Below are 25,466 nucleotides of genomic sequence, written 5' to 3' on the forward strand. Positions count from 1 at the left end.
GGTCGTCTCGTCAGGCCCGTTCGAGCAGCACCACCGGGATGTCCCGGTCGGTCTTCGTCTGGTAGTCGTCGTAGGCCGGCCAGATGGCGGTCATCACCGGCCACAGCCGCGCCTTCTCCTCGGGCGTGGCCGTGCGCGCCCGGGCGGTGAACCGGTCGGCACCGACCTGCACCTCGACCTGCGGCTCGGCCAGCAGGTTGAGATACCAGGCCGGGTGCTGCGGTGCCCCACCCTGGGAGGCGACCACCGCGTACGCGTCGCCGGACCGGCCGTAGATCAAGGCGGTACGCCGCAACGCGCCACTGCGCCGCCCACGAGTGGTCAACAGCAGCGTGAAGACGCCTGGTCGCCACTCGTGCCCGTCGGCACCGCCGGTCTCGACGTAGCGGTTGATGTGCTCGGCCACCCAGTTCGTGGGGCTGTCCAGTACCCGTTCGCCCGTGGTCATGCGGTCCTCCCGGTCGTGTGGACGGTCGCAGACCAGGCTACTGCCGAGTCCCCCGGTGCACCCGCCAGTGCTGCCCGCTCCTCCTGACGGGCGTCAGCCGCGGATGTCGAACCCGAGGGCCCGGGCGAGGGTCGCCGCCTGCATCAGGTCGATGACCGCTCCCTTGCGGTGCACCGAGGCCGGGTCCAGCCCGGCCAGGTCGCTGCCGCGCAGATCCGCACCGGTCAGCCGCGCCCCGCGCCACTGCACGTCGGACAGGTCGCACCCGGTCAGCACCGCGCCGGACAGGTCGGCGCCGGACAGGTCGGTCTCGCGCATCCGTACGCCGGTGAACCGCGCGCCGCGCAGGTCGCCGCCGGCCAGGGTGAGAAACGACCAGTCGCCTCCGGTCACGGTCAACGGCCGCAGGTCGCAGCGGTCGAAGGTGGCGCCCAGCAGCTTGCAGCCGGTGAACTCCGCCTCGAACAGGTTGCACCGGGTGAAGACGCACCGGGTGAAGGCCGAGTCGACGTGCCGGGAGACGTTGAAGGCCACGTCGCCGAAGGTGCAGCCCTCGAAGACCGCGCCCTGACTGGTCGCCTCGGTGAGATCCACCCGGTGGAAGGTGCAGTTGACGAAGTGCCGGTCGGCCAGGTCCTCGGCGTACCAGTCCTCGTCGTGGAAGGTGACGTCCTCGGTCGGCTCCGGCATGACCAGCAGGCTAGCCAGTGACCCCGACAACAGAGCTTCCGCGCCTCGCGTACCGGCCGGTAGGTTCCCTGGGGTGAGCATCACAACCAGCATCGAGGCGGGACAGGTCGGATTCGACCCGGCGCGGCTGGCCCGCATCGACGAACATTTCGCCGGCTACGTCGACGCCGGGCGGCTCGCCGGCTGGCAGGCGGTGGTCACCCGACGCGGCGAGATCGCGCACAGTTCGACGTACGGGCTGCGGGACCGCGAGGCGGGCGCGCCGGTGGAGCCGGACACCCTCTGGCGGATCTACTCGATGACCAAGCCGATCACCTCGGTCGCGGCGATGATGCTCTGGGAGGAGGGTCGCTTCGAGCTGACCGACGAGGTCGGCCGCTGGCTGCCCGAGTTCGCCGACATGCGGGTCTACTCGAAGGGTTCGACCCTCAAGCCGTACACGGTGCCGGCAATCGAACCGATCCGGATCTGGCACCTGCTCACCCACACCGCCGGGTTGACCTACGGCTTCATGCAGACGTCGGTGGTCGACGGGCTGTACCGGGCCGCCGGCTACGACCTCTACCCGCCGGCCGAGGTCGACCTGGCCGAGGCCTGCCGGGTCTTCGGTGAGCTGCCGCTGCTGTTCCAGCCCGGCACCGCCTGGGGCTACTCGGTCGCCACCGACGTGCTCGGCCGGCTGATCGAGGTGGTCTCCGGGCAGAGCCTGGACACCTTCCTGGCCGAGCGGATCCTGCGTCCGCTGGGCATGGCCGACACCCGCTGGCACGTCGACGGCACCGACGCCGAGCGGTTGGCCGCGCTGTACGTGCCGGATCCGGCGTCCGGTCGCGCGGTGCGGCACGACGCGCTCGGCGCGCTGGCGTACGAGAAGCCGGTGCTGCTCTCCGGCGGGGGTGGGCTGATCTCGTCGGCCGCCGACTACCACCGCTTCACCCAACTGCTGCTGCGCGGCGGTGAGCTGGACGGCACGCGGCTGCTCGGTCCCCGGACGGTGCGCTTCATGACTCGCAACCACCTGCCCGGCGGCCAGGACCTGGGCACCCTGTCCACCGGCGGGTTCGCCGAGACCAACCTCGACGGCGTCGGATTCGGGCTCGGCTTCGCGGTCGTCGACGACCCGGTGCCGAGCCGGGTGCCGAGCAGCGTCGGCGAGTACTACTGGGGCGGCGTGGCCAGCACCGCGTTCTGGGTCGACCCGGTCGAGGAGATCACCGCCATGTTCTTCACCCAGCTGATGCCGTCGAGCACCTGGCCGCTCCGCCCACAGCTGCGCCAGCTGGTCTACTCGGCACTCGTCGACTGAGCCGTTCCGCCGACGCCCACCCGACCGAATCCCTAGCCTGGGAGGCGTGGTCAACATCGTCGTGTTCGGCGCGGGCGGCACCGCCGGTTCGCGGATCGTCCGGGAGGCGTTCGACCGGGGGCACCGGGTGGTGGCCGCGGTGCGCCGTCCCGAGGCGGACGCGCCGTACCTGCCGGCCGGGGTTCGGGTCGTCACCGGGGACGCGACAAGTGTCCGCAGCGTGCGGGAGCTGGCACCGGAGGCGGACGCGTTGGTCGTGGCGATCGGCGGCGGTGACCGTACGCTGTGGCCCGACGCGGCGCGAACCGTGCTCGACGCGTTGCGCGGGATGCCGGCGGCGCCCCGGGTCATCCACGTCGGCGGCGGTGCCACCCTGCTCGGCCCGGCCGGCACGCCGCTGCTGGACGACCCGGACTTCCCCGACGAGTACCGCGACGCCGCGCTGGGCCAGGCGGCGGCCCTCGACGTCTACCGCTCCTCGGCCGACGGGGTGACCTGGACCTACGTCTGCCCACCACCGCTGGAGTTCCACCCGGGCGAGCGCACCGGCCGGTACCGCACCGGCACGGACCAGCCGGTGACCGACGCGCAGGGCCGCAGTGTGCTCAGCTACGAGGATCTGGCGGTCGCGGTGGTCGACGAGATCGAGAACGGCCGCTTCCGGAACATGCGGTTCACCGCCGCGTACTGAGCACGATCGCGGCGAATCTGATCTTGAGTGACGGCGACCCGCCGGATAGATTCGAGTCTCTGTGACCCGGACGTCACACCCCTGACGCGCGGGTCGGACCTCGAATCAGGAGGGCGCCGTCTTGGCCTCGCACGACGACACCGTGACATCCCCGCACGAATCGTCCCGCTCCACCGGATCAGCCTCGTTCGACCGGCGACGGATGTTGACCGTCGCGCTCGGCGGTGCCGCCGCCGTGGCGCTGCCCGCCCCCGCCTGGGCGGTCGCCGACCGGCGTCCGGGAGCGCACCGCCCCCCGACCCTCACCCCGTCCGACCGGATCGTCGTCGCCCAGCTGTCGGCGAAGCGTGCCCTGCACCACCTGAAGGTGCTCTCCGAGGACATCGGCCCGCGCATCGGGGGCACCGACTCGGAGCGCCGGGCGGCGCACTACATCGCCGGCCAGCTCGACCGCCTGCGTTACGACACCACGCTGCAACCCTTCCCGGTCGCCGACAAGTTCCTCGCCCAGCTCAGCTCACCGTCCGGGCTGCCCCGGGACCTGAACTGGCAGGCCGGCGCGAGCGGACAGGCCGCGCTGGACACCCGGGTCTCCGCACCCGTGGTCGACGTCGGCGCGGGTGCGCCCGGCGACTACCCGGCCGACGTCAGCGGCCGGATCGTGCTCGTGGACTACGTCGCGGCCCAGCGCGAGCAGCTCGCGGCCACCGCCGTGGCGGCCGGTGCGGCAGCCGTGGTCTTCCTGCCGGCCGACCTGGTGGAGCCGCGTCGCGCGTCGGCGTTCTCCCCCACGCTGCCCGGCTCCGCCGCCACGCCGCTGCCGATTCCGGTGGTCGGGGTGGCCCAGGCGCAGAAGCACCGGCTGCGCGCGTTGCTGGCCGCCGGGCCGCTCACCCTGACCATCGTCACCACCGCCCACCGGGGACTGACCTCGCACAACGTGCTGGCCGAGCGGCGCGGTCGGGCGGGCCGCGATGGGCCGGTGGTCATGGTCAGCGCCCACTACGACTCGGTCATCGGCGCGCCGGGCGCCAACGACGACGGCTCGGGCACCGTGCTCTGCCTGGAAGTGGCCCGGGTGTTGAGGGCGGTGCCGACGAACGCCACGGTGCGCTTCGCCCTGTGGGGCTCGGAGGAGCAGGGGTTGATCGGCTCCCGCTACTACGTGGCCCAGCTGCCGCAGCCCGAGCGGGACCGGATCCTCGCCGTCTACCAGAACGACATGGTCGCCACCAGCTGGGACCCGGCGACCCGGTACTGGCTGTTGTCGTTCACCGGCGAGAGCAACCGGGCCACCGACGAGGTCGCGGCCGCCGCCCGGCGGCTCGGCTACGAACCACGGATCTCGCCGGTCACCCAACGCGGCGCCAGCGACCACCAGTCGTTCCAGGAGGTCGGTATCGCCAGCGCGAACTTCTCCTGGCGCGGCGAGGAGTCACCGGCGCTGCTCGAACCGCCGTACCACAGCCCCGAGGACACCATCGCCAAGAACATCAGCCTGGAACGGCTCCAGGTGTCGATGGAACTGATCGGCTGCGCCGCGTACGCGACGGCTCGGTGCTGAACCCCGGCGGGGCGCGGCTCTCCGCCGCGCCCCGTCGCGGGGCTCACTCGGCCAGTCGAGCGGGAAACCCTCCGGTCGCGATCGGGCCCCAGCCGGTGACGGTGATCCTGATCAGCGACTTGCCCTGCCGCCGCATCGCCTCCCGGTACTCGTCCCAGTCCGGATGCTCGCCGGAGATGCTGCGGAAGTACTCCACGAGCGGTTCGAGGGCCTCGGGCAGGTCGAGCACCTCGGCGGTGCCGTCGACCTGCACCCACGGACCGTTCCAGTCGTCGGAGAGCACACAGGCCGACACCCGGGGGTCGCGGCGGATGTTGGCGACCTTCGCGCGTTCCGGATAGGTGGAGATAACCAGCCGGCCCTGCGCGTCCACCCCGGCCGAGACCGGCGAGGACTGTGGGCGGCCGTCGGCGCGGGTGGTCAGCAGCACCACCCGGTGCCGGGGGCGGAGGAACTCGAGCAGTGCGTCCCGGTCGACCCGGGTGTTACGCGCGATCATGCGTGCCATCGCTCGTTTCTACCAGCACTCAGGCGTGCTGACCGACGGACGGCTGGCTGGGTACGCGCGGGCGCAGCGACGGTCGCCAGGCCCGGCCGTTGGCGTAGATGATCCGGAAACCCAGGTACGACGCGAGCGGCGCCCAGTGCGCCGAGCCCATCCGCAGCTCGGCGGCGTTGTGGCGGCGGCCGTTGGCGAGCACGTCGAGCAGCACGGTCTCGAACGCCGCCGACTCGACCCAGTCCACCTCGCGGGTGAAGCCGCAGATCAAGGCGGCGCCGGTGACGGCGAGGAAGTCCCGCAGCACCGGTTCGGGAGCGCGTAGCACCGAACAACTGCCGAAGTAGAGGCGTCGTCCCTCGCAGCGTCCGGCCATCAGCTCGGCCACCTCGGTGAGTTCCACCGAATGCCAGTCGGTGAGACACAACCGGTTCGGTTCGCCGTGCATGGCGAAGAAGCCGAGCCGGTGGTCGGCGTACTGCTTCAGCAGCCAGCGGTCGATGAAGTAGAACAGCTCGTCCCGGGTGGCCGCGTCCTTGTGGATGAAGCGGACCTTGCCCAGCCGTTCGAGCAGTTCCAGGGTGGGCAGCACGGATCCGCGCTCGTTGAGGTCACGGTGCCACTGGCCCTCGACACAGAAGATGCCACCACGCGCCACGCCCACCTCCCGTCGTCACCGGCGCTGACGTTACCGGGCCGGTTGACCCGGTGAACATCACCCTCCGTGGCACCGGCTGCGACCTTCCGCACCGAAATGGCTGCTCTACGGCTACTCACCACCGAATGCCGGTTTCCAAAACGGGCCTAATTCACAGGCAATGCCCAGGTAAGGCGAATTGCGAGGACAATTCTCGTTTATCCCCTCCAATCGGCTGCTCCGGTGCGAGGGTGGATCCACGGGACAGCCTGGTCGAAGTCCCGGATGCATCCCATTCACTCTCCTATCGGGAGGACTTCTGTGCGCGTACACACCTTGAAACGGGCAGTCGTCGCCCTCGCCCTGGCCTTGCCGGGCGCCGCGATCGCCTCGGTGGTCGCCGCGCCAGCGGCCCATGCCGACGGCTGCTACACCTGGAACCGCAACCTCTACCAGGGGCGTTCCGGCAGCGACGTGCGCGAGCTGCAACTACGGATAGCCGGCTGGGCCGGCAACAACAACGTCGTGGAACTCGACGGCCGGTTCGGCCCGAAGACCGCCGCCGCGGTTCGCCGCTTCCAGTCCGCGTACGGCCTCAAGGTCGACGGGGTCGCCGGGCCACAGACCTACCGGAAGCTGTACCAGCTCCAGGACAACAACTGCACGCCCCGGCACTTCGCCTACACCGAGATGGACGACGGCTGCGGCGGCAGCGGGTGGGACGGTGGCCCGCTGAGCACCGGGCAGACCCGGCAGAACGCGCTGCGCACCATGTGGAAGCTGGAGGCGCTGCGCAAGAGCCTCGGTGACCAACCGCTGATCGTGACCAGCGGGTTCCGCAGCCGCACCTGCAACAACCGGGTGGGTGGGGCGTCGGACAGCCAGCACCTCTACGGCAACGCCGCCGACCTCATCTCCCGGGACAGGTCGCTGTGCCAGATCGCCCGACAGGCGCGCAACCACGGTTTCAGCGGCATCATCGGGCCCGGCGTGTCCGGCCACAACAGCCACGTCCACGTGGACTCGCGGCGGGAGAACAACCAGGACCGCAGCGCGAACAACACCTACTGGGCGGCACCCAGCTGCGGAATCCCGGCCGGGAACCGCTGATCGCACGGTGCATCGCGACGCCGGCCCGGGCGCGGGAGGGGAACGACCGCGCGCTCCGGGCCGGCGTCGTACCGCCGGCGGGCGAGCCCGCTCAGCTCGCCCGCGGCCAGCGCGGCGCGGTGGCGGGGGGTGCCACCGGCCGGCCGGAGCCGGGCGCCCGCACACCGGTACGCCCAACCGGGGCGGCCACCCGGGGCGCCGGGCCACGCGCCGGGTACCCGGGGGCGCGGTCGGGTCGTGCCGGATGACCGGCGGCCCGCGGCGGGTAACCGGCGGCGCGGTCAGTGCCCGCCGGACGCGCGGCGGGCGTACGTCCCGCCGACGGCCCATTGATCAGAAATGGGAACGGCACGTGCACGAACGGATTGCCGTGCCGGATCAGGGCGTCGAGCTGTCGCTCGTTGAGCCCGTGGTTCAGCAGTACCGTCCGACCCCAACGATGCAGCCGGCAGGGGAACCGGGCACCGTCGTTGCGGCACAGCGCCCCGGACGGCCACTCCTCGGCCGCGTGCACGACCACCGCCCGGACGGCCAGCCGGACGTCCTCGGGGGTCAACGGCGTCGGGACCGGCAACTCGCCCAGAATCTGATCGATGGGATCCGTCGACTGCTCATCAACTCGCACGGCAGACCTCCCGCAGCTCCGGTAGCGGTGCGCTTGAGCACCGCACCTCGAGCAGTGGTACGGCCACCGCGACGGGATGGTTCAAACCGGTTTTCAGACCAGCCCGGCGTCGTGGACGAGCAGGGCCACCTGCACCCGGTTGTTGAGTCCGAGCCGGGTCAGCAGCCGGGAGACGTACGCCTTGACGGTGGCCACGCTCATGAACAGCTCGGCGGCGATCTCGGCGTTGGTGCGCCCCCGACCGAGCGCCACGGCGACGGCGCGTTCCCGCTCGGTCAGGCCCCCGATCAGGCGCGCGGCCCGGTCCCGCCGTGGGTCGGCCGCCGGTCCGGCCGTGACGTGTTCGATGAGGGTCCGGGTGACCGTCGGCGACAGCGTCGCCTCGCCGGCCGCCACCCGGCGCACCGCCCGCACGATCTCCACCGGCGGAGTGTCCTTCAGCAGGAAGCCGCCGGCCCCGGCGCGCAGCGCCCGCAGCACGTGCTCGTCGGCGTCGAACGTGGTCAGCACGAGCACCTCCGGCGGCCGGGGCAGCCCGCGCAGCGCCTCGGTGGCGGCCAGCCCGTCCAGCCGGGGCATCCGGATGTCCATCAGCACCACGTCCGGCCGGCACGCGGCGGCGGCCTGGACGACCTCGCTGCCGTCGGCCGCCTCGCCGACCACCTTCAGGTCCGGCGTACCGCCGAGGATCATCGACAGACCGGCGCGTACCAGCGCGTCATCGTCCACGATCAGGACCCGCACCAACTGCTCGCCGCCGGCAGCGGGAGCGTCGGCGGCTGCCTCCGCCGACGCCGCGCCACCGCCCTCGGCGGCGGCCGGCACCGGGCCGGTCACGTCGCCGGCCACGGCAGCCACGCGGCCAACCGGAAGTCACCCTGGTCGTCGCAGCCGTGCTCCAACCGCCCACCGGCGAGACTGACCCGCTCGGCGATGCCGACCAGGCCGGTACCGGTGCCGGGGATGGCCGTCCCGGGCAGCTCACCCACCGGCCTGCGGTTGCGGATCTCCACCCGCAGCCCGTCACCGGGCGCGCCGTCGAGGCCGACGGTGACGGCGGCACCATGGGCGTGCTTGCGGGCGTTGGTGAGCCCCTCCTGCACGATGCGGTAGACGCTGCGCCCCACGGCCACCGGCAACCGGTCCGGCGCGGCGACCCGTTCCCGCAGGTCGACGCGGGTTCCGGCGGCCCGGGATTCGGCGATCAGGGCGGGCAGGTCGTCGAGGGTCGGCTGGGGGCGTTCCGGGTCGTCGGGCAGCGAGGTCTCGGCGCGCAGCACGCCGATCACCTCGCGCAGGTCCTGAAGGGCGGCGTGCGCGCTGTTCCGGATCACTCCGGCCGCCCGGGCCACCTCCGGCGCGGGCGCGTCGGGGCGGAACTCCAGCGCCCCGGCGTGCAGGCTGAGCAGGGAGATCCGGTGGGCGAGCACGTCGTGCATCTCCCGGGCGATGCGGGTGCGCTCCAACTGCCGGGCCTGGGCGACGCGTAGCTGCTGCTCGGCCTCGGCCCGCTCGGCGCGCTCCCGCAACGACAGCACCAGTTGCCGGCGCGCCCGCACGAACATGCCCCAGGCCAGCACCAGCAGGGTGATCACCACTCCCCAGAGGGTGGATATCCAGTACGAGCCGGCGGGGTCGGGACGCAGCAGGGCGAAGAAGAAGTTGGTGACGAGCCCGGCACCGGTGACGGCCAGGGCGACCGCCGTCCGACGGTGCACCACCACCGTGAAGTAGATGATCAGCAGGGCGATGCTGGAGGCGACGGAGAACATCGCCAGCGGCAGCGTCGCCAGGGCCAGCCCCACCGGCCAGCGACGCCGCAACCAGAGCGCCGCCGTGCAGAGCTGGCCGACGAGAGCGTCGGCCGCGATCATCCAGTCGTGGGGCAGCCGGTCGGCGAAGGTCGGGTTCGGGGAGGCGGCGTCGAAGGTGGCCAGCACCACCCAGGCCAGGGAGACCAGGAACGCGAGGCTGTCGACCAGCCAGTCGCGGGGGGTACGCCGCGGTCGGCGGCCCGCCCCAGGGTCCAGCGCCCCGGGCAGCAGACCCGGGTGATCGAGTACGACGGCGCTGGTCACAGGCGCAATGGTAGGCAGCCGGTCGGGCACCGGACCAGCTACCAAAGTCGAGACCTGAGCATCGACCTTGGTCTGCGCGGGCCCAGACCGATGGCCGCTGCGGATGGCCGGCCGGCTCGGACAGGCTGGCAGCCATGATCGCCGTACACCAGCTCACCAAACGGTACGGGCGGCACACCGCCGTCGAGGACGTGTCGTTCCACTGCGAACCGGGCACCGTCACCGGGTTCCTGGGCCCCAACGGGGCCGGCAAGTCCACCACCATGCGCATGATCTGCGGGCTGACCCCGCCGACCGCCGGCACCGCCACCGTCGACGGACGGCCGTACCGGCAGCTGCCCAACCCGGGCCGTACGGTCGGGGTGCTGCTGGACGCCTCCGCCCAGCACGCCGGGCGGACCGGCCGGGAGGCACTGGCCGTGGCGGCGGCGACGATGGGCGTCGACCGGCGCCGGGTCGGCGAGCTGCTCGACCGGGTGGGGCTGGGCCCGACAGCCGCCCGACGGCGGGTGCGGGCGTACTCGTTGGGCATGCGCCAGCGACTCGGCCTGGCGCACGCGCTGCTGGGCGATCCCCGGGTGCTCGTCCTGGACGAGCCGGCCAACGGCCTGGACCCGGAGGGCATCTTCTGGATGCGCGGCCTGCTCCGGGACTTCGCCGACCGGGGCGGCACCGTGCTGCTCTCCTCCCACCTGCTGCGCGAGGTGGAGGCGGTCGCGGACCGGCTGGTGGTGATCGGGGGTGGCCGGATCGTGGCCCAGGGCGGCAAGGACGAGTTGCTCGCCGGCGACGGCGCGGTGGTACGGACCCGCGAGGACGCGGCGTTGCGCGCCGCGTTGCACCGGGCCGGCCTGACGGTAAGCGAGGGCTCCGAAGGGCTGCTGGTCGGTGCCGACACCGAGGCGGTCGGGCAGGTCGCCCTGGCCGCCGGGGTGGCCCTCACCGAGCTACGTCCGGCCGGCGGCGGCCTGGAGCAGTTGTTCCTCACCCTGACCGCCACCGCGCCCGACCCGGTCGTGCCCGCCACCACCACCGTCGAACCGACCGGGGAGGTCGTCCGATGACCACCGTCACCACCACGCCCGAGGCCGCTCCGGCACACCGCCGGGCCGAGCAGCGGCCGCCGCTGGCCCGGCTGACCGCCGTGGAGCTGCGCAAACTCGTCGACACCCGAGCGGGTCGCTGGCTGCTCATCACCATCGGCCTGGTCAGCGCCGTCATCGTCACCCTGCAACTGGTGTACGCGCCGGACGACGAGCAGACCTTCGCCAACTTCTTCACCCCGTCGCTGGTGCCGGTGGGCTTCCTGCTGCCGGTGCTGGGCATCCTGTCGATCACCAGTGAGTGGTCCCAGCGCACCGCGTTGACCACCTTCGCGCTGGTGCCCCGGCGGGAACGGGTGATCGCGGCGAAGCTCGTCGCGGTGGTGCTGGCCGCGCTGGCGTCGGTGCTGACCAGTCTCGCGGTGGCCGCCGTCGGCACGCTGGTCTCGTCGGCGACCGGCGGCGCGGGAAGCTGGCAGTTCGACCGGATGCTGCTCGTGCACGCCGCCGTGTTCCAGGTGGCCACCGTGCTGATCGGGGCCGGCTTCGGTCTGCTGCTGCTGCACAGTCCGCTGGCCATCGTGGTCTACCTGGTGCTGCCGATCGTGTGGTCGGTGCTGGGCGAGCTGGTCCGGCCGCTGCACCGCGTCGCCGGTTGGCTGGACACGAACCTGACCATGGAGCCGCTGTTCACCGCCGAGGTGACCGCTGGACAATGGCGAAGGCTCGCGGTGTCGCTGCTGGTGTGGCTGGTCGTGCCGCTGGTCGCCGGGCTGGTCCGGACCCTGCGGCGGGAGGTGACGTGAGGGCGTACGGAACACCGACCGTGGTCAGTGGTGGCATCACCGAGCTGGTCGTGCTCTGGGGCGGGATCCCGCTGGTCGGCGGAGCGCTGGGTGGGTTGCTGGTGGCCGGGTCCGGTTGGGTGGCCGACCTGCCCTGGGCTCCGGTGCAGGGCCTGTTCCGAGCGCTCGACGGCCTGCCCGACCGGTACGCATTACCCGTTGGGGTGGGTGTCGGGATCCTGGTCGGGCTGGTGATCGCCGCCATCGGCACCGCCGAGCGGGTACGGGTGACCGTGTCCGGTGCCGAGGTCCGGCTGCGGGAGGGCAGCTCCGAACGGGAGATCGACCGGCGCGACACCCGGGTTGTCCACCTGGACGGCAAGCACCTGGTGCTGCTCGACGCGGACGACGCCGAGCTGGCCCGGCAGTCGGTCGACCTGCCGGCGAGGGAGCTGGCCGAAGCCTTCCGGGAGCACGGTTGGCCGTGGGCGGAGGCGGATCCGCACCGCGCGGCGTACCGGCTCTGGGTGCCCGATCTGCCCGGCCTGCCGGCGGGCGCGGATGCGCTGCTGCGGGCGCGGCAGGAGGCGTTGAAGCACGACCGGGGCGGCGAGGCCGGGGAGCTGCGCGCCGAACTGTCCCGCTACGGCGTGGTGGTCCGCGACGACGGCAACCAGCAGCACTTCCGGCTGACCCGGGCCGCCCGGCCGCCGGCCTGACCCGCTGGCGGTCAGGAGAGCAGGGCGGCGGTCAGTGTCGCGGCGACGGCCAGTGAGCCGGTCGTCGCCGCCACCCGCGACCACCGCCGGGGTGCGGTGTTGACCGGCAGGCGTCGCCAGCGGTACCCGGCCAGGGCCAGCCCGGCGCCGGAGGCCGCGAGCCCGAGCGGCCAGAGCCAGCCGGGCACGGCCGACCAGTCGCCGAGCTGGTGGCCCAGGGCCGGGTAGACAACCGCCCAGACGGCGCCCGACAGCACGCTCAGCCGGTCCGGTGCGCCACGCAGCGCGGTGCCGAGCAGCGACAGGCCACCGATGAAGGTGAACAGCAGCGCGATCCCGACCCCTATCCAGGTGGGGTGTCCCGGTGTGGCGGTACCGGCCGAATCGCGGGGCACCCCGAGCAGCCGCAGCCCGATGGGCTCGACGCCCATGTCGGTGTTGCCGAGCACCACCACGCCCCGGCCGGTGGCCCGGTCGAAGCCGACGTACGAGTGGAAGCCGCCGGTGGCGCCGTTGTGCCAGGTGATCTCCCGGTCGCCGTAGCGGGTGGTGAGCCAGCCGTACCCGATGCGGGTGCCGTCGGTGTCGTCGAAGCGCGGATCGCGGGCCTCGGCGCCGGGCGCGGTACCGGCGGCGGTGGCCGCGACGAGTCGCGCGAGATCCTCCACGGTGGACCAGTAGCCGAGACCGGCGGCGGCGTATCCGGTGCCGATCCACGGGTCCGGGGTGCGGCCACTGCCCCGGGCACCCTCGGCCCGATCGGCGGGCAACGCTTCCGAGTTGGTGACCTGGATGGTCGCGGTCATGCCCAGCGGGGTCAACAGTTCCCGGTCGAGCAGCTCGGGGTAGCCGGTGCCGGCGTCGGCCGCGAGAGCCTGGCCGAGCAGCGCCATGCCGAGATTCGAGTAGTGGACCTCGCCCCGGCCGTCGCCGGGTGTCTGGTCGTTCGCGGCGGCGCGGACCCGGTCGACGTCCTGCCCGGCGTACGGGTTGCCGGCCGCGTAGTTGGCCCAGATCGTGCGAGCCCAGTCGGTGACCGAGCTGAGCACGATCCGGGGCAACCCGGCGCGGTGGCTGGCCAGCTCGGCCAGGGTCACGTCCCGGGCGGCACCGGTGATCGCCGGCCAGGTCGCGCCGAGGGTGTCGTCGGGGCGTACCGCGCCGGCGTTGATCTGATGGGCCAGCAGCATGCCGGTGAGCACCTTGGGCACCGATCCGATCTCGAACGGGGTGTCCGGCCGGACCGGGTTGCCGGCGCCGTCGCGGTCACCGAGGCCGGCGGTGCGGATCCGCCCTCCGTCGACCAGGGCGACAGCGAGGCCACGGTAGCCGGCGGGGTCGGCCACGGCCGCCCGGGCGGCGGCGGCCAGATCGGCGTCGCCGGTCGTCTGTGCGGTCAGCCGAGGTTGCCGGGGCATGAGGCCGAGCCCGGCCAGACCGGCGACCATGCCGGCGACCAGGGCGATGACGGAGGTCTTGCGCATCACGTGCTCCTTCCGTTCCTGCCGGATCGACGCGGGCCGGTCGTGCCGGCCACGGTGGCCTCCTGGCGCGACGGTTGGTGGGTGTGCTCAGCGACCGGCGGCGGTGAGGATGGCCAACAGCGGCACCACCCGCTCGGCGGGGATGGCGTACCGGCCCCGGCCGGCGCTGCGCAGCCAGCCGGCGCCGGTGAGCTGGCGCAGGTGATGGTGCAGCTGGCCGGTTGTGCCCAGGTCCTCGATCCCAGCCAGCTCGGCGGTGCCCTGCCGGCCGCCGAGGATCTCCCGCAGCAGCCGCAGGCGTACCGGGTGGGCCAGCGCCGACAGGACGACCGGCAGGTCGGCCCAGTCGTCGGCCAGCAGGTCCTCGACGCCCCGCCCGTACTGCCAGTCGTAGTGCTGCCCGCCGACCCGGACCGTGCCGGTGTAGAGCACGGCGCCGGCACCGTCGGCGGGCAGTCGCTGCTTGAGCCCGTCGAGCGCCCAGAAGACCCCCTCCGGCAGCGGAGCCGGACCATCGCCGCCGCCGAGCCGCTCGATCAGCTCGGCGACCTGCGCCTCCAGCGCGGCCAACCGTTCCTCCACCTCCGCCATAGTTCGATCGTACGAACTTACGTACTTACGTGCAAGTCGAGGATGATCGACTTTTCGCCGGACGGCCCGCTACCGTCAGTCGTCTTGGGGAGGTACGTCGATGTACGTCGTGTCCGTGATCAACTACAAGGGCGGGGTCGGCAAGACCACGGTGACCGCCAACCTCGGCGCCGAACTGGCCAACCGGGGGATGAAGGTGCTGCTCATCGACCTCGACCCACAGGCCAGCCTGACCTTCGGCTTCTACGACCCGGACGACTGGCGGGAGCGGCTACGCGACACCCGGACGGTGAAACGCTGGTACGACGGCCTGCGCGAGGGCAGCCCGTCGGTCACGCTCAGTGAACTTGTGGTGTCGCCCGGCCCGGCGAACTCCCGGCTCAGCGGCGCCGGCCGGCTCGACCTGATCGCGTCGCATCTGCAACTCGTGGACATCGACCTGGCCCTGGCCCGCAGCGTCGCCGGTGGCGAGGAGTACGACGCCGAACTGTTCCGGGTCCGCGGGTCACTCGCCGAAGGACTGCTCGCCGACGGGCTCGACCCGTACGACATGGTGCTCATCGACTGCCCGCCGAACTTCAACGTGGTCACCCAGTCGGCCATCATCGCCAGCGACCACCTGGTCATCCCGGCCCGCGCCGACTACCTGTCCACCCTGGGCATCGACTACCTGCACGGCAACGTGCGGGAACTGGTCGAGCAGTACAACGCCGACGCGCGCCGGTTCGCCACCGTACGCCGGCACCAGAAGGTCGCTCCCGGCGTGGCCGGCGTGGTCTTCACGATGGTCCAGTTGCTGTCCCAGCAACCCATCGCCACCCACCAGACCTACATGGACCAGGTCCGCAACCTGGGTCTGCCCGTCTTCCCCACCGCGCTGCGGGAGAACGTCACGCTCTACGCGACGAACACCCCGCGCGGCGTGCCGGTGGTGCTGCGCGACCGCGTCACGGTGCCCGCCGTACGCGACGAGCTGCGCCGCCTCGCCACCGAGTTCCTCGACCACCTCCAGCCGACATGAGCGAGCGACCGGATCTGACCGTCGCCGTCGACCGGCTGGCGACGATGAGCAGCCGCGCCGACGGTACCGCGTACCTCTCCCCCTGGCCGCTGCGCGACCTGCGGGAGCTGGCCGCGGAGTTGGGGTTGCGCGGCGTCGGCGGGCTGCGCAAGGCGGACCTGGTCGAACGGTTGGTCGAGCACACCATCGGCTACCGCCTCACCTCCACCGCGCTACGCCAACGCTGATCCGGCGCGGCACCCGTCAGCTGCCGGTACGCACCGTCGGCCGCACCCGGGCACTGCCGCCGGTGGCCTGGCGACCGATGACGGTCTGGTGGTTGCGGGCCGTCGGCACCCGGTCGAGCAGGGCCCGGTACGGGTTGCGCAACGCCCGCTCCCGATGGCTGGTCCAGCGCACCAGCACGACGATCGCGCCCACCAGCGCGACACTCGATACGCCCGTGTAGATGACGCCGAGCCAGTCGGCCACGGTGGCGAACGCGACAGGTGCCCCCGTGGCCACCAGGCCGGCCACGCTCATCATCCCGAAGACGACGGGTACCCACTCCAGGTCGTGGTCGGCCGGCATCAGCAGGGCGACCACGAAGCAGATGACCGCCAGGAGCGTGCACCCCACCACGAGCGACGCGATCTCCACCGGCCCCCACGCCCACCAGTCGATCAGCGTGCCGAACGAGCGGGTGATCGCGATGCCGATCAGGGTCACGCCGGCCAGCGCACCGAGCGTGCCGGCGACGTTGCGCAGGAAGACCAGCACCGTCGGCTTCTCCGGCCGTTCGTTGAGCGTCCGCCAGTCCCGCAGGTCGGCGTCGATGCTGCTGCTGCTCCACAGTCGACTGGCCAACTCGGTGAGCACCGGCATGGGCAGCCGGCTCGCCAACGCGGCCCGCCAGCCGGACACCCGAGCCGTCAGCGCCCGCACCGCGATCCCGCGCGCGACCTCGGGCTCCCGCCGGGCCACCACGTCGAGCATGTCGCGGATCTCGTACGCGCCGAAGGCACCGGAGAGCAACCGCTTGTGGCCGAAGCCGTGCGCCTTGCGAGTCAGGTCCTCGGTCAGTTCGTTCGGCACCTTGCCGGTGCCGAACGCGCCGGCCCACGCGACGAGGCCGATCGCGAGACGCACGTCGACGGTGCCGAGATCACTCGGGGCGTCGTCGGTCGACTCCAGGATCAGCCAGCCGAGGCGACCCATCGTCCGGGCCATCGGGGTGCCCGGCTCGAAGGGCGCCCACAGCCAGTCGTACCACTCCGCGCCCGGCACCCGTCCCGACCGCCGGCCGGTCAGCCGCGCCGCCCCGGCGGCCACGGACGCCGCCTCCGCCGCCGTGGGGTCGAAGGTGCGCAGTTCGTTCTCGACGTCCGGCGCGTCGACCAGGGTGGCCAGCCGCCACGCCGCGCGTAGGGCAACCTGCCGGTCCCTGGCCCACAACTGTTCCGCCAGGGCGACCGCGGCGGCGGGGGTGCCGATGGCAGCCAGGTCGTCGACGGCCGCCACCGAACCGGCGCCGGCCCGGGCGGCGAGGGTCGGGATGGCCAGCTCACCGGTGGCCCGCAAGGCGGCACGGGCCGCCGGCACCCGCACCGCCATCTCACTGAGCAGCTCGATAGCCTCGCGGCGACGGGACTCCGCGAGGGCCACCACCGCGTCCTCGGCCACCGAGCCGCCGGAGCGCGCCTGCCGCGCCAGGCTGTCGAACAGTCGCTGACCGAACGGCCCCGAATTACCGGCCACCGCACCGAGCGCCGCCAGCACCAGATGCTTGTCGGCGGCCGGCGTACCGAGCAGCCGGACGTGACTGTCCACGATGGTCGAGGCAAGATTCTCGTCGAGCTGTCGGGCCTCGGCGACGCACTCCAGGGCGAGCAGCCGGTCCCGGCCGTCACCGCCGAAGATCTGCCGGACCACCCCGGAGGCGTCGCGATTGGCGCCGGCGCACCATAGTTTCACCGTCTCCCGCCACCGGCTCGGGTTCTCCCGGTAGAGCCCGAGCAACCGGTCGGGGTCGTCCGCGAGTTCCACCGCCGCCAGGTACTCCTGCAGGGTCAGGTGGGCGAACTCGTAGAGCAGGTTGTTGTCGTCGATGCGGATCAACAGCCCGCTGCGCTCCACGATCTCGTCGACCATGCGCGGCAGGTGCTCCTCGGCCAGCCGGAACCGGGGCAGGATGCGGGCGAGCTCGGCGTACACCTCCGCCTCGCCGATCACCCGGCGGTCGGTGCCCTGGGACCGGCCGCCCTGGGCGGCCAGCGCGATCGCCCGCAGCGCCATGAGCTTGTGGCCGGCCTGGTATCGGGCCAGGTTGCGGTGCCGGCCGAGATCCCGGTCCCGGCGCAGCAGGTGCTCGACGGCCTGCTGGTAGAACTCCGCCCGCGAGTTGGTCAACATCGGCCCGGCACCGGCGTCCGCCTCGTACAAGGTGGTGATCATCGTGAGCATCAGCGGGCTGCGGGCCAGCCGCATCACCGTCGGGCTGGATCGCAGTTCCGCCAGGAGTTGCTCCACGACGTGCCGGGAGTCGGCCGACGCCTCGTCGCGTTCCCGCCCCGGTGCGTGGTGCTCGGCACCCCCGGCGTCCCGCCGGGTGAACCAGAGCCGCAGGAAGTGCCGGATCCCGGCGTCGTCGAAGCCGGCCACCCGGATCTCCCGGTCGAAGACCGGCCGCAGGTCACCGTCGTAGACCGCGTCGCGGCAGGTGACCACGATCTGCGTCGTGGAGTGGCGCTCGGCGAACTCCTTGATCTCGTCGGCGACGGCACCGCGCCGCTCGGTGACCACCTCGTCCAGCCCGTCGAGGAACACGCAGAGCCGGCCACTGGCCAACGCCACCTCGACGACCTGCGCCGCGTCGGCGACGAGCGGACGGGCGCGCCGGTGCCGGCGGCGACCATCCGGTTCGTCGTCGAGCCGGCCGAGCGCCTCCGTGATGAGCTGCCGGATCGTGCGGCCGTCCCGGTTGGACCGGGCGAGCTCCACAAGCACTGGTACGCGCTCGAACCGTTCGGGCGCCGCCGCCCAGCGCACCATCGAGTGCCGCAGCAGCATCGACTTACCCGCTCCCGCCGCACCGAGGATCACCGTGCGCCGCCGATCCTGCACGTCGCGGTAGACGTCGACGCGCCTGCCGTCCTGCTCGTACTCCAGCGGCACGTACACCTCGTCGAGCGTGACCGAGACATCCCGCACGAAGCCGAGTTCCATCCGGTTGTAGGTGCGGGCGACCCAGGCGCGGTAGCGGCGCCACTCGTCCGCCCGGATGCCGCGCCGTCGGCCGGCGACGAGTCCCCACAGCCGGGCCAGCTGGGCTTTGATCCAGTCGGCGGAGAACTGCTGGATCACTGCGACGAGCACCGCCAACAGGAAGACCCCGACTGCCCGGTAGTCCACACCGAAAGGCAGGTCCGGTAGCTGCGGCACTGGCGAATCCTCCACTGTGTGACGTCGGACAGGAACACACCGTATGGGTGGCGCTGTCCGGGCGCACCGGGCTCAGGTGTCAGCGTCGATGGATCTTCGGACGAGCGGACAGGGTCAAGGGGTTGACCTCGAGTGCGCTCGAAGACGCAGGCTGGTGCCGCGTCCACAGGTTCGGGCGCACGAGAGGAGTTTCCATGCGGTACCGCACGATCGGCAGCGACCCGCGTACCCGACGCGAGGTCAGCGTGCTCAGCCTCGGGGCGATGCTGTTCGGCACGAAGACCGACGAGGCCACCTCCTACGCGATCCTCGACAGGTACGTCGAGGCCGGCGGCACCTTCATCGACACGTCGGACAACTACGCGTTCTGGATGACCGGCGGGCAGGGCGGCGAGAGCGAGGAACTGCTCGGCCGGTGGCGGCGCAGCCGGGGCATCGGCGACGAGGTCGTCGTCGCCACGAAACTCGGCGCCCGGCCGCTCGCCCCCGGCACCAGCTACCTCGACAACCCGGAAGGGCTGTCGGCCAAGGTGATCCGGGAGTCCGCCGAACGGAGCCGGGAACGCCTCGGCATGGACCGGCTGGACCTGCTCTACGCCCACATCGAGGATCACCGGGTGCCGTTGCGGGAGACCGTGGAGGGGTTCGCCGAGCTGGTCGCCGAGGGCACCGTGGGGCTGCTCGGCGCGAGCAACCACCGCACCTGGCGGGTGGAGCGGGCCCGCGCGCTGGCCGCCGCGGCCGGCCTGCCCGGGTACGAGGTGCTCCAGTACCACCGCAGCTACCTGCCGGCCCGACTCGACGGGCCGAGCGACCTCGACGTCGACGGCAACGTGGGCGCGGTCGGCGGCGAGCTGACCAGCTACCTGCGCGCCGAACCCGGCCTGACCCTGGTGTCGTACGGCTCACTGCTGTGGGGTGCCTACGTCCGTTCGGACAAGCCGCTGGGGCCGGAGTACGACCTGCCGAGCGCGCCGGTGCGGCTGGCCGCGCTGCGCGAGGTGGCCCAGCAGACCGGCGCGACGGCCAACCAGGTGGTGCTGGCCTGGCTGATCGACGGCGACATCCCCACCATCCCGCTGGTGGGGGTCTCCTCGGTGGCGCAGTTGGACGAGAGTCTCGCCGCCGTGGACCTGGCGCTGACACCCGAGCAGCGGCACCGGCTCGACACGGCCTGGTGACGGGGCCGGCAGCGCGTCGGGCCGGCCACGGCCCGGAGCACCGCCGACAGGTGGTGTCGGGACAGCCGCCGCTAGATCCGATCTAGCGGCGGCTGTCCGCCGTCTCGCGCCTGTGCGGTGAGCCGACCACTCCCGTCGGCCAGCGTCGTTGTAGCTGGCGGGCGGCCACGGGAGGGAGCATTCTGTCGTACCCGTGGGGTGTGGTGGGTCGCCGGGTCGCGGCGGCCCGGCTCGCAGACGTGACGAACGGAAGGACACTTCGCAATCATGAGTAGACGCACCACCGGCCTCGCCATCGAGGCCGAGGGTCTGACCCGGTCGTTCGGCGAGACCCGCGCGCTCGCCGGCATCGACCTGCAGGTTCCGGCGGGTGCCGTGTACGGGCTGCTCGGGCCGAACGGGGCCGGCAAGACCACCGCGGTACGCGTGCTGGCCACCCTGCTTCGTCCGGACGGCGGGCAGGCCCGGGTGTTCGGTCACGACGTGGTGGCTGAGGCCGACGCGGTACGCGCCCGGGTCAGCCTGACCGGTCAGTACGCCTCGGTGGACGAGGACCTGACCGGCACGGAGAACCTCATCCTGCTCGGCCGGTTGCTCGGGCTGCCCAAGTCCGCCGCCCGGCAACGGGCGGAGCAACTGCTGGCCGCGTTCGGGTTGACCGAGGCGGCCGGACGGCAGGTGAAGAAGTACTCGGGCGGCATGCGGCGACGCATCGACATCGCGGCGAGCATCCTCAACACCCCCGACCTGCTGTTCCTCGACGAGCCGACGACCGGGCTGGATCCGCGCAGCCGCAACCAGGTGTGGGAGATCGTCCGGGCGGTGGTCGCGCACGGCACGACCGTGCTGCTGACCACGCAGTACCTGGACGAGGCCGACAAGCTGGCCAGCCGGATCGCGGTGGTCGACCACGGCCGGGTGATCGCGGAGGGCACCCCGGGCGAGTTGAAGTCGTCGGTCGGCTCCGGCACGGTCCACCTGCGGCTGCGCAACGCCGACCAGCGGCCCGAGGCCGAGCGGGTGTTGCAGGCGACGCTGAGCGTACCGGTGCAGTTGGAGGCCGACCCGGTGGCGATCACCGCCCGGGTGGGTGGCGACGGCAGCGAACTGGACGCCAGCGCACAGGCCGCCCGGGCCCTGGGCGAGTTGTCCCGGGCCGGGATCGTGGTCGACGACTTCTCCCTCGGTCAGCCCAGTCTGGACGAGGTCTTCCTGGCCCTGACCGACCATCCCGCCGTGCCAGCCACCGACGAGCGGGACGACGAGCTGGAGGCAGCCCGATGAGCAGCGACACCGCCACCTCGACCGGCCGGGCGCCGACGGTCTTCGTACCCTCCTCCGAGGCGCTGGCGACGGTCCTCGCGCCGGGTGCCCGACCGCCACGGCCGAGCCCGCTGTCGGCGTCGCTGACCTTCAGCTGGCGGGCCCTGCTGAAGATCAAGCACGTGCCGGAGCAGCTGTTCGACGTGACCGCGTTCCCGATCATCATGGTGCTGATGTTCACGTACCTGTTCGGTGGCGCGCTCGCCGACAGTCCTCGTGACTACCTGCAGTTCTTCCTGCCGGGCATCATGGTGACGAGCGTCGTGATGATCACCATGTACACCGGGGTCGGGTTGAACACCGACATCGAGAAGGGCGTCTTCGACCGGTTCCGGACGCTGCCGGTCTGGCGGCCCGCCGCGCTGGTCGGCATGATCGTCGGCGACGTGCTGCGCTACGTCCTCGCCGCCCTGGTGATCCTCACCGTCGGGTTGGTGCTCGGCTTCCGCCCCGACGGTGGCGTGGTCGGCGTCCTCGCCGGGATCGGCCTGCTGGTGGTCTTCTCCTTCGCGTTCTCCTGGGTGTGGACGTTCTTCGGGCTGATCCTGCGCAGCGAGAAGTCGGTGATGGGGGTCAGCATGATGGTGCTGTTCCCGCTGACCTTCCTGAGCAACGTCTTCGTCGACCCGTCCACCATGCCCGGCTGGCTCCAGGCGTTCGTCAAGGCCAACCCGATCACACATCTGGTCTCGTCGGTACGCGCGGCCATGGCCGGCACCACCGACGCCTCGGCGATGATGTGGATCGCCCTCTGGAGCGCCGCCTTCATCCTCGTCTTCGGACCCCTGACCATGCACCGCTACAACCGCCGCTGACCTGGTCCGCAGCCCTGGATCTTGGTCCGGAGGTGCCCCTCGGAGGGCGCTTTCGGACCAAGATCGCTCCTGGTCAGAGGTGCCAGGGGTGGGGGGTGGGTGGGAGGTAGCGGCAGGCGGCGCCGGTGGAGATCGTGGCGCGCAGGTGGGTGGCGAGGGGTGGGTGCCGCTGGTCGAGACGCCGCAGGGTGTCGCGAATGCGGGCGGTTACCGTCTTGCGGGCCCGTTCCGCCTCGTCACCGAGCCGACGGGTCCGGCCGGCCAGCCCGGCGGCGGCCCGCAACTGGTCGATGAGGGCCTGCCGCTCGGCCTCCAGCGCCGCCACCCTGTCCTCGTCGCCGCGCCCGGCCGCCAGGTCGATCTCGTCGTCGAGCCGTGCCAGGTGGCGCCGGTAGCGACTCTTCGCTTCGTCGTCGAGCACCTGATCGCCGCCCATCCGGCGGGCGGCGACGAGTTCCGGCCCGGCGGCCGGGTCGAGCATCTCGACGGCGGGCACGTCGACGCCGGGACGGCCGAGCAGCAGGCGCAGGTCGTGCAGCCCCTTGGCGTCGGGTAGATGAACCGTGCTGCCGTCGAAGGTGAGCCGCCAGACGGCCCCGTCGCGCCGGAACTCGTACGCCGGGCCCACCGCACCACCGTTGCCGGCCGTACCGGCTGGCACCGAGCCCACGGCCGACTCGTCCGACGCCCACCCGGCTGCGACAGTGGCCGAGCCGAGCACCGGGCCCGCCTCGGCGGGCCGCTCCGGCGCCTCGGGTGCCCGGGTGGCCGGCAGGGTCGGTGCGACGGCGGCGAGTCGGGCCAGGATCTGCGGCATGTCGAGTTTGCCGGCGTCGCGCTCGGCATCGACGCGCAGGGCGGCGGCGCTCGTGGCGTCACCCGGGCCACCCCGGGCGGTCAGGGCGTCGGCGAGCGCGGTCCGGGCGATCAGCGACCACGGCCGGGAACCCATCCGGTCGGCGGCGGCGCGGGCGGCGGAGAAACCGGCGACGGCGTCGTCCCAACGCCCCTCGGCGGCGTCGACCACGGCGAGCCAGTGATCCACCGGACCGCTGAGGTCGCACCCGTACAGCGAGACGAGCCACTGGCCCCGGTACGGCAACAGCGCCTGACGCACCTCGGCGCAGCGGCTCGGATCGGCGACCGTGGCCTGGGCGCACAACCGCAACCACATCGGCGAGATCGACCCGGCGAAGCGGGTACCCGCGGCTTCGAGTTCCGCGACGAGGTCGGCCGCCGTGCGGTGGTCACCGCGTTCGGCGGCGGTGATCGCCCGCAGCAGGCCGAGCTGCGGATGATCAGTCTTGGCGAGCCCGTCGAGCAACGCGTCGGCATCGTCGAGTCGGCCCCGCAACAGCAGCAACGCCCAGCGCAGATGGTGCCCGAGGAAGGCGTGGTCGGAGTGCTCCCACTCGTCCAACTCACCGAGTTCGGCGTAGCAGGCCTGCGCACCGGCGAAGTCACCGCGGAAGGCGGCGATGAGGCCGCCGTCGATGGCCGCCGCCATCTGGTGCCGGGGCTTGCCGGTCTGTCGTCCACCGGTGACGAAGGCGGTGAGTTCGTCGAGGTAGTCCGGGTCACCGAGTTCCAGCAGCGCGACCCAGCGCAGCGAGGTCGACCACAGCTCGGTCTCCCGGTCGCCGTTGCGCCGCGCGACGTCGCGGATCTCGCCGGTGAGGGCGGCCCGATCGGCGGCGGTGCCCAACCCCCAGGTGGAGTCGTGTCGCACCCACAGGCTGAAGGTCAGCGCCTCGTCGTCCCGCGCCGACCGGGCGAGCGTCTCGGTGGCGGTCATCAGATCGGCTTCCAGGACGGCCGGTCCGACGCTGTCGTCGGGCTCACCGATGAGCCGCCGGTACGCCTCGCGCAGCAGTGCCTCGCCGTCGATGCCGGCTACGGGATCGAGTTGCCAGTGGCGACGTACGTTGAGTGCGAAGCGGGCCAGCACCGCCGGGTCGTCGACCGTGAGGGCCAACGCGGCGGCCTCGCTGAGCAGTTGGCGCGCCTCCTCCCGGGCACCGCAGTGGAAGAGCTGGTCGGTCAACGTTGTCACGATCTTGAACTGTTGGAGTTCGTCACGCACCACTTCCAAGGCCCGCCGCAGGTGCAGGGTGGACTCGTCGAGCGCCAGTCGGCACCTGGCGTCCCGCGCGGCGTCGAGCAGCAACTCGGTGACGCGGAACTCGTCCAGATGCGCGCCGGCCAGCCACGCGTGGCGGGCCACGTCGGCGGGGATCAGCAGCCGGTCCAGCGTGTCGTGCTCCTCGACGGCCCGCACCACGGCGGCGTGCCGCGCTCTGCGGTCGTCCTCGGTCAGCGCGTCGTAGAGCGTCTCGCGGACCAGGTCGTGCACGAAGGCGTAGCGGTCGTCGCCCAGACCGAGCAGCAGTCGCGCGGTGACCGCGACCTCCAGCAACTCACCGACCCGGGGCGGGGGCAGGCCGACACCGGCCGCGAGGACCTCGCCGTGGAACTCCCGGCCCAGCACGGCGGCGACGGTGAGCGCGTCGGTCACCATGGCGGGCAGATGATCCAGTCGCCGCCGCACCACCTCCCGTACGCCGGGAGGGATGGTGGCCAGCGTGCCGTCGGCGTGCCAGAGCCGGGCGGTCTGCTCCACGAAGAAGGGGTTGCCGCCGGTGCGCCGGTGCACGTCGTCGACGCAGTGGGCATCGGGTGTCCGACCGGCGGTACGCGTCATCAGCTCGCCGACCTCGTCCCGCGTCAGACCGGCAAGGCTGATCGAGGTGGCCTTGGCCACCAGGGACATCAGCAGCGGCCGCAGCGGGTGGTCGGCGGCCTCCACCTCGGCGTCACGGTAGGTGCCGACGAGCAGCAGCCGCTCGAACCAGGTGTGCTGGGCGGCGAACCGCAGCAGTCGCATCGACGCCGGGTCGGCCCAGTGCAGGTCGTCGAGGATCACCACGACCGGCCGGCGCTGCGAGACGGCGACCAGTGCGGTGGTGACCGCGTCGTAGAGCGCGAACGCCTCCTGCTCCGCCGCGTCGCCCTCGCCGCGGACCGACGTCAGGACGCTGCCCTCACCGTGCACGGTGGCCGACACCAGAGGACTCGCCTCGCCGAGCAGCAGGGCGAGCGCCGGCTCGGCCGATTCCCGGGCCACCGCCCAGTCCTCCGGCGACCGGCGCAGCCGGCGCAACACCTGTGTCCACGGCCAGTAGCCGGGTGCGCTGGCCGAGTCCCAGCAGGCGCCACCGAGCACCAGCGCACCCTGTCGACGGGCCTCGTCGGCGGCGGCGGTCACCAGGGTGGTCTTGCCGATGCCCGGCTCCCCGGCGACCAGGACCAGCCCGCCGTGGCTGGCGGTGGCGCGGTCGACCTCGGCCCGCAACAGACCGGCCGGATGATCCCGCCCGATCATGAATCCGCCCGCCCGCCCGCTCATGGCAACCGACGGTAGCCGACCGGACCGACA

At 72.4% G+C, this 25,466-nt stretch carries 23 protein-coding genes; 12 read left to right on the plus strand and 11 right to left on the minus strand.

Going from position 1 to position 25,466, the window contains the following annotated elements; all coding sequences use genetic code 11:
• Positions 1-10: 10 nt before the first annotated feature.
• On the minus strand, positions 11-448 hold the full coding sequence (locus O3597_RS19905; RefSeq protein ID WP_281602023.1) for a nitroreductase family deazaflavin-dependent oxidoreductase: 438 nt from the start codon (positions 446-448) through the stop codon (positions 11-13).
• Between the two features lie 93 nt (positions 449-541).
• Positions 542-1,138 (minus strand): pentapeptide repeat-containing protein, encoded by a 597-nt coding sequence (locus O3597_RS19910; RefSeq protein WP_281602024.1) that lies wholly within the window; start codon positions 1,136-1,138, stop codon positions 542-544.
• A 73-nt stretch (positions 1,139-1,211) separates the two neighbouring features.
• Here O3597_RS19910 and O3597_RS19915 point away from each other — a divergent pair, with 73 nt between their 5' ends.
• The 3 genes from O3597_RS19915 to O3597_RS19925 all read left to right on the plus strand — a co-directional run bounded on the left by O3597_RS19915 (position 1,212) and on the right by O3597_RS19925 (position 4,699).
• Positions 1,212-2,444, plus strand: coding sequence for a serine hydrolase domain-containing protein (locus tag O3597_RS19915; RefSeq protein WP_281602025.1), 1,233 nt, complete (start codon positions 1,212-1,214; stop codon positions 2,442-2,444).
• A 46-nt stretch (positions 2,445-2,490) separates the two neighbouring features.
• A complete protein-coding gene (locus O3597_RS19920) occupies positions 2,491-3,135 on the plus strand; it encodes an NAD(P)H-binding protein (RefSeq protein WP_164450004.1) in 645 nt (214 codons plus the stop codon).
• A gap of 142 nt (positions 3,136-3,277) precedes the next feature.
• Complete coding sequence (locus tag O3597_RS19925; RefSeq protein ID WP_281602026.1) at positions 3,278-4,699, plus strand: M20/M25/M40 family metallo-hydrolase; 1,422 nt, start codon at positions 3,278-3,280, stop codon at positions 4,697-4,699.
• Positions 4,700-4,742: 43 nt separating this feature from the next.
• Here O3597_RS19925 and O3597_RS19930 read toward each other — a convergent pair whose 3' ends face one another.
• Both O3597_RS19930 and O3597_RS19935 read right to left on the minus strand, forming a co-directional pair.
• Positions 4,743-5,207, minus strand: coding sequence for a PPOX class F420-dependent oxidoreductase (locus O3597_RS19930; protein WP_281602027.1), 465 nt, complete (start codon positions 5,205-5,207; stop codon positions 4,743-4,745).
• Between the two features lie 19 nt (positions 5,208-5,226).
• Positions 5,227-5,856, minus strand: a complete 630-nt coding sequence (locus tag O3597_RS19935) for a hypothetical protein (protein WP_164450002.1) — start codon at positions 5,854-5,856, stop codon at positions 5,227-5,229.
• A gap of 300 nt (positions 5,857-6,156) precedes the next feature.
• On the opposite strand from O3597_RS19935, the gene O3597_RS19940 reads away from it, so the two are divergent.
• Positions 6,157-6,945 (plus strand): D-Ala-D-Ala carboxypeptidase family metallohydrolase, encoded by a 789-nt coding sequence (locus O3597_RS19940; protein ID WP_164450001.1) that lies wholly within the window; start codon positions 6,157-6,159, stop codon positions 6,943-6,945.
• A gap of 91 nt (positions 6,946-7,036) precedes the next feature.
• Here O3597_RS19940 and O3597_RS19945 read toward each other — a convergent pair whose 3' ends face one another.
• The 3 genes from O3597_RS19945 to O3597_RS19955 all read right to left on the minus strand — a co-directional run bounded on the left by O3597_RS19945 (position 7,037) and on the right by O3597_RS19955 (position 9,648).
• Positions 7,037-7,570, minus strand: a complete 534-nt coding sequence (locus tag O3597_RS19945) for a hypothetical protein (protein WP_281602028.1) — start codon at positions 7,568-7,570, stop codon at positions 7,037-7,039.
• A gap of 93 nt (positions 7,571-7,663) precedes the next feature.
• Entirely contained in the window at positions 7,664-8,317 is a 654-nt protein-coding gene (locus O3597_RS19950) for a response regulator transcription factor (RefSeq protein WP_281604597.1), read from the minus strand.
• Between the two features lie 86 nt (positions 8,318-8,403).
• The gene (locus tag O3597_RS19955; RefSeq protein WP_281602029.1) at positions 8,404-9,648 is read right to left on the minus strand and encodes a histidine kinase; all 1,245 of its coding nucleotides are present in this window, start codon (positions 9,646-9,648) and stop codon (positions 8,404-8,406) included.
• Between the two features lie 134 nt (positions 9,649-9,782).
• On the opposite strand from O3597_RS19955, the gene O3597_RS19960 reads away from it, so the two are divergent.
• Genes O3597_RS19960 through O3597_RS19970 form a run of 3 tightly spaced genes read left to right on the plus strand, consistent with a single transcriptional unit; the run spans position 9,783 to position 12,195 of the window.
• Positions 9,783-10,712, plus strand: coding sequence for an ATP-binding cassette domain-containing protein (locus O3597_RS19960; protein WP_281602030.1), 930 nt, complete (start codon positions 9,783-9,785; stop codon positions 10,710-10,712).
• A complete protein-coding gene (locus tag O3597_RS19965; protein WP_281602031.1) occupies positions 10,709-11,497 on the plus strand; it encodes an ABC transporter permease in 789 nt (262 codons plus the stop codon). Before O3597_RS19960 ends, O3597_RS19965 begins: the two co-directional genes overlap by 4 nt.
• Positions 11,494-12,195, plus strand: a complete 702-nt coding sequence (locus O3597_RS19970; protein WP_281602032.1) for a hypothetical protein — start codon at positions 11,494-11,496, stop codon at positions 12,193-12,195. Before O3597_RS19965 ends, O3597_RS19970 begins: the two co-directional genes overlap by 4 nt.
• Positions 12,196-12,206: 11 nt before the next feature.
• On the opposite strand, the gene O3597_RS19975 is transcribed toward O3597_RS19970, so the two are convergent.
• Together O3597_RS19975 and O3597_RS19980 are read right to left on the minus strand one after the other, a co-directional pair.
• Positions 12,207-13,679, minus strand: a complete 1,473-nt coding sequence (locus O3597_RS19975) for a serine hydrolase domain-containing protein (RefSeq protein ID WP_164449996.1) — start codon at positions 13,677-13,679, stop codon at positions 12,207-12,209.
• Between the two features lie 87 nt (positions 13,680-13,766).
• A complete protein-coding gene (locus O3597_RS19980; protein ID WP_164449995.1) occupies positions 13,767-14,270 on the minus strand; it encodes a helix-turn-helix domain-containing protein in 504 nt (167 codons plus the stop codon).
• 100 nt (positions 14,271-14,370) lie between these two features.
• Here O3597_RS19980 and O3597_RS19985 point away from each other — a divergent pair, with 100 nt between their 5' ends.
• Together O3597_RS19985 and O3597_RS19990 are read left to right on the plus strand one after the other, a co-directional pair.
• Positions 14,371-15,291 carry an AAA family ATPase gene (locus O3597_RS19985; protein ID WP_164449994.1) on the plus strand — a complete coding sequence of 307 codons (921 nt, stop codon included), beginning with the start codon at positions 14,371-14,373 and terminating at the stop codon, positions 15,289-15,291.
• The gene (locus O3597_RS19990; protein WP_281602033.1) at positions 15,288-15,518 is read left to right on the plus strand and encodes a Rho termination factor N-terminal domain-containing protein; all 231 of its coding nucleotides are present in this window, start codon (positions 15,288-15,290) and stop codon (positions 15,516-15,518) included. Before O3597_RS19985 ends, O3597_RS19990 begins: the two co-directional genes overlap by 4 nt.
• 16 nt (positions 15,519-15,534) lie before the next feature.
• Here O3597_RS19990 and O3597_RS19995 read toward each other — a convergent pair whose 3' ends face one another.
• On the minus strand, positions 15,535-18,711 hold the full coding sequence (locus O3597_RS19995; RefSeq protein ID WP_281602034.1) for an NACHT domain-containing protein: 3,177 nt from the start codon (positions 18,709-18,711) through the stop codon (positions 15,535-15,537).
• A 194-nt stretch (positions 18,712-18,905) separates the two neighbouring features.
• Here O3597_RS19995 and O3597_RS20000 point away from each other — a divergent pair, with 194 nt between their 5' ends.
• From O3597_RS20000 to O3597_RS20010, 3 genes are all read left to right on the plus strand, one after another.
• Positions 18,906-19,892 (plus strand): aldo/keto reductase, encoded by a 987-nt coding sequence (locus tag O3597_RS20000; RefSeq protein ID WP_164449990.1) that lies wholly within the window; start codon positions 18,906-18,908, stop codon positions 19,890-19,892.
• Between the two features lie 267 nt (positions 19,893-20,159).
• The gene (locus O3597_RS20005) at positions 20,160-21,176 is read left to right on the plus strand and encodes an ATP-binding cassette domain-containing protein (protein WP_164449989.1); all 1,017 of its coding nucleotides are present in this window, start codon (positions 20,160-20,162) and stop codon (positions 21,174-21,176) included.
• Entirely contained in the window at positions 21,173-22,030 is an 858-nt protein-coding gene (locus O3597_RS20010; RefSeq protein ID WP_164449988.1) for an ABC transporter permease, read from the plus strand. The genes O3597_RS20005 and O3597_RS20010 overlap by 4 nt, the downstream gene beginning before the upstream one ends.
• Positions 22,031-22,103: 73 nt before the next feature.
• Here the strand turns inward: O3597_RS20010 and O3597_RS20015 are convergent, their stop codons facing one another.
• On the minus strand, positions 22,104-25,436 hold the full coding sequence (locus O3597_RS20015; protein WP_164449987.1) for an AAA family ATPase: 3,333 nt from the start codon (positions 25,434-25,436) through the stop codon (positions 22,104-22,106).
• Positions 25,437-25,466 lie beyond the last annotated feature (30 nt).

The sequence above is a fragment of the Verrucosispora sp. WMMA2044 genome (genome assembly GCF_027497155.1).
Taxonomy (GTDB): Bacteria; Actinomycetota; Actinomycetes; order Mycobacteriales; family Micromonosporaceae; genus Micromonospora; species Micromonospora palythoicola.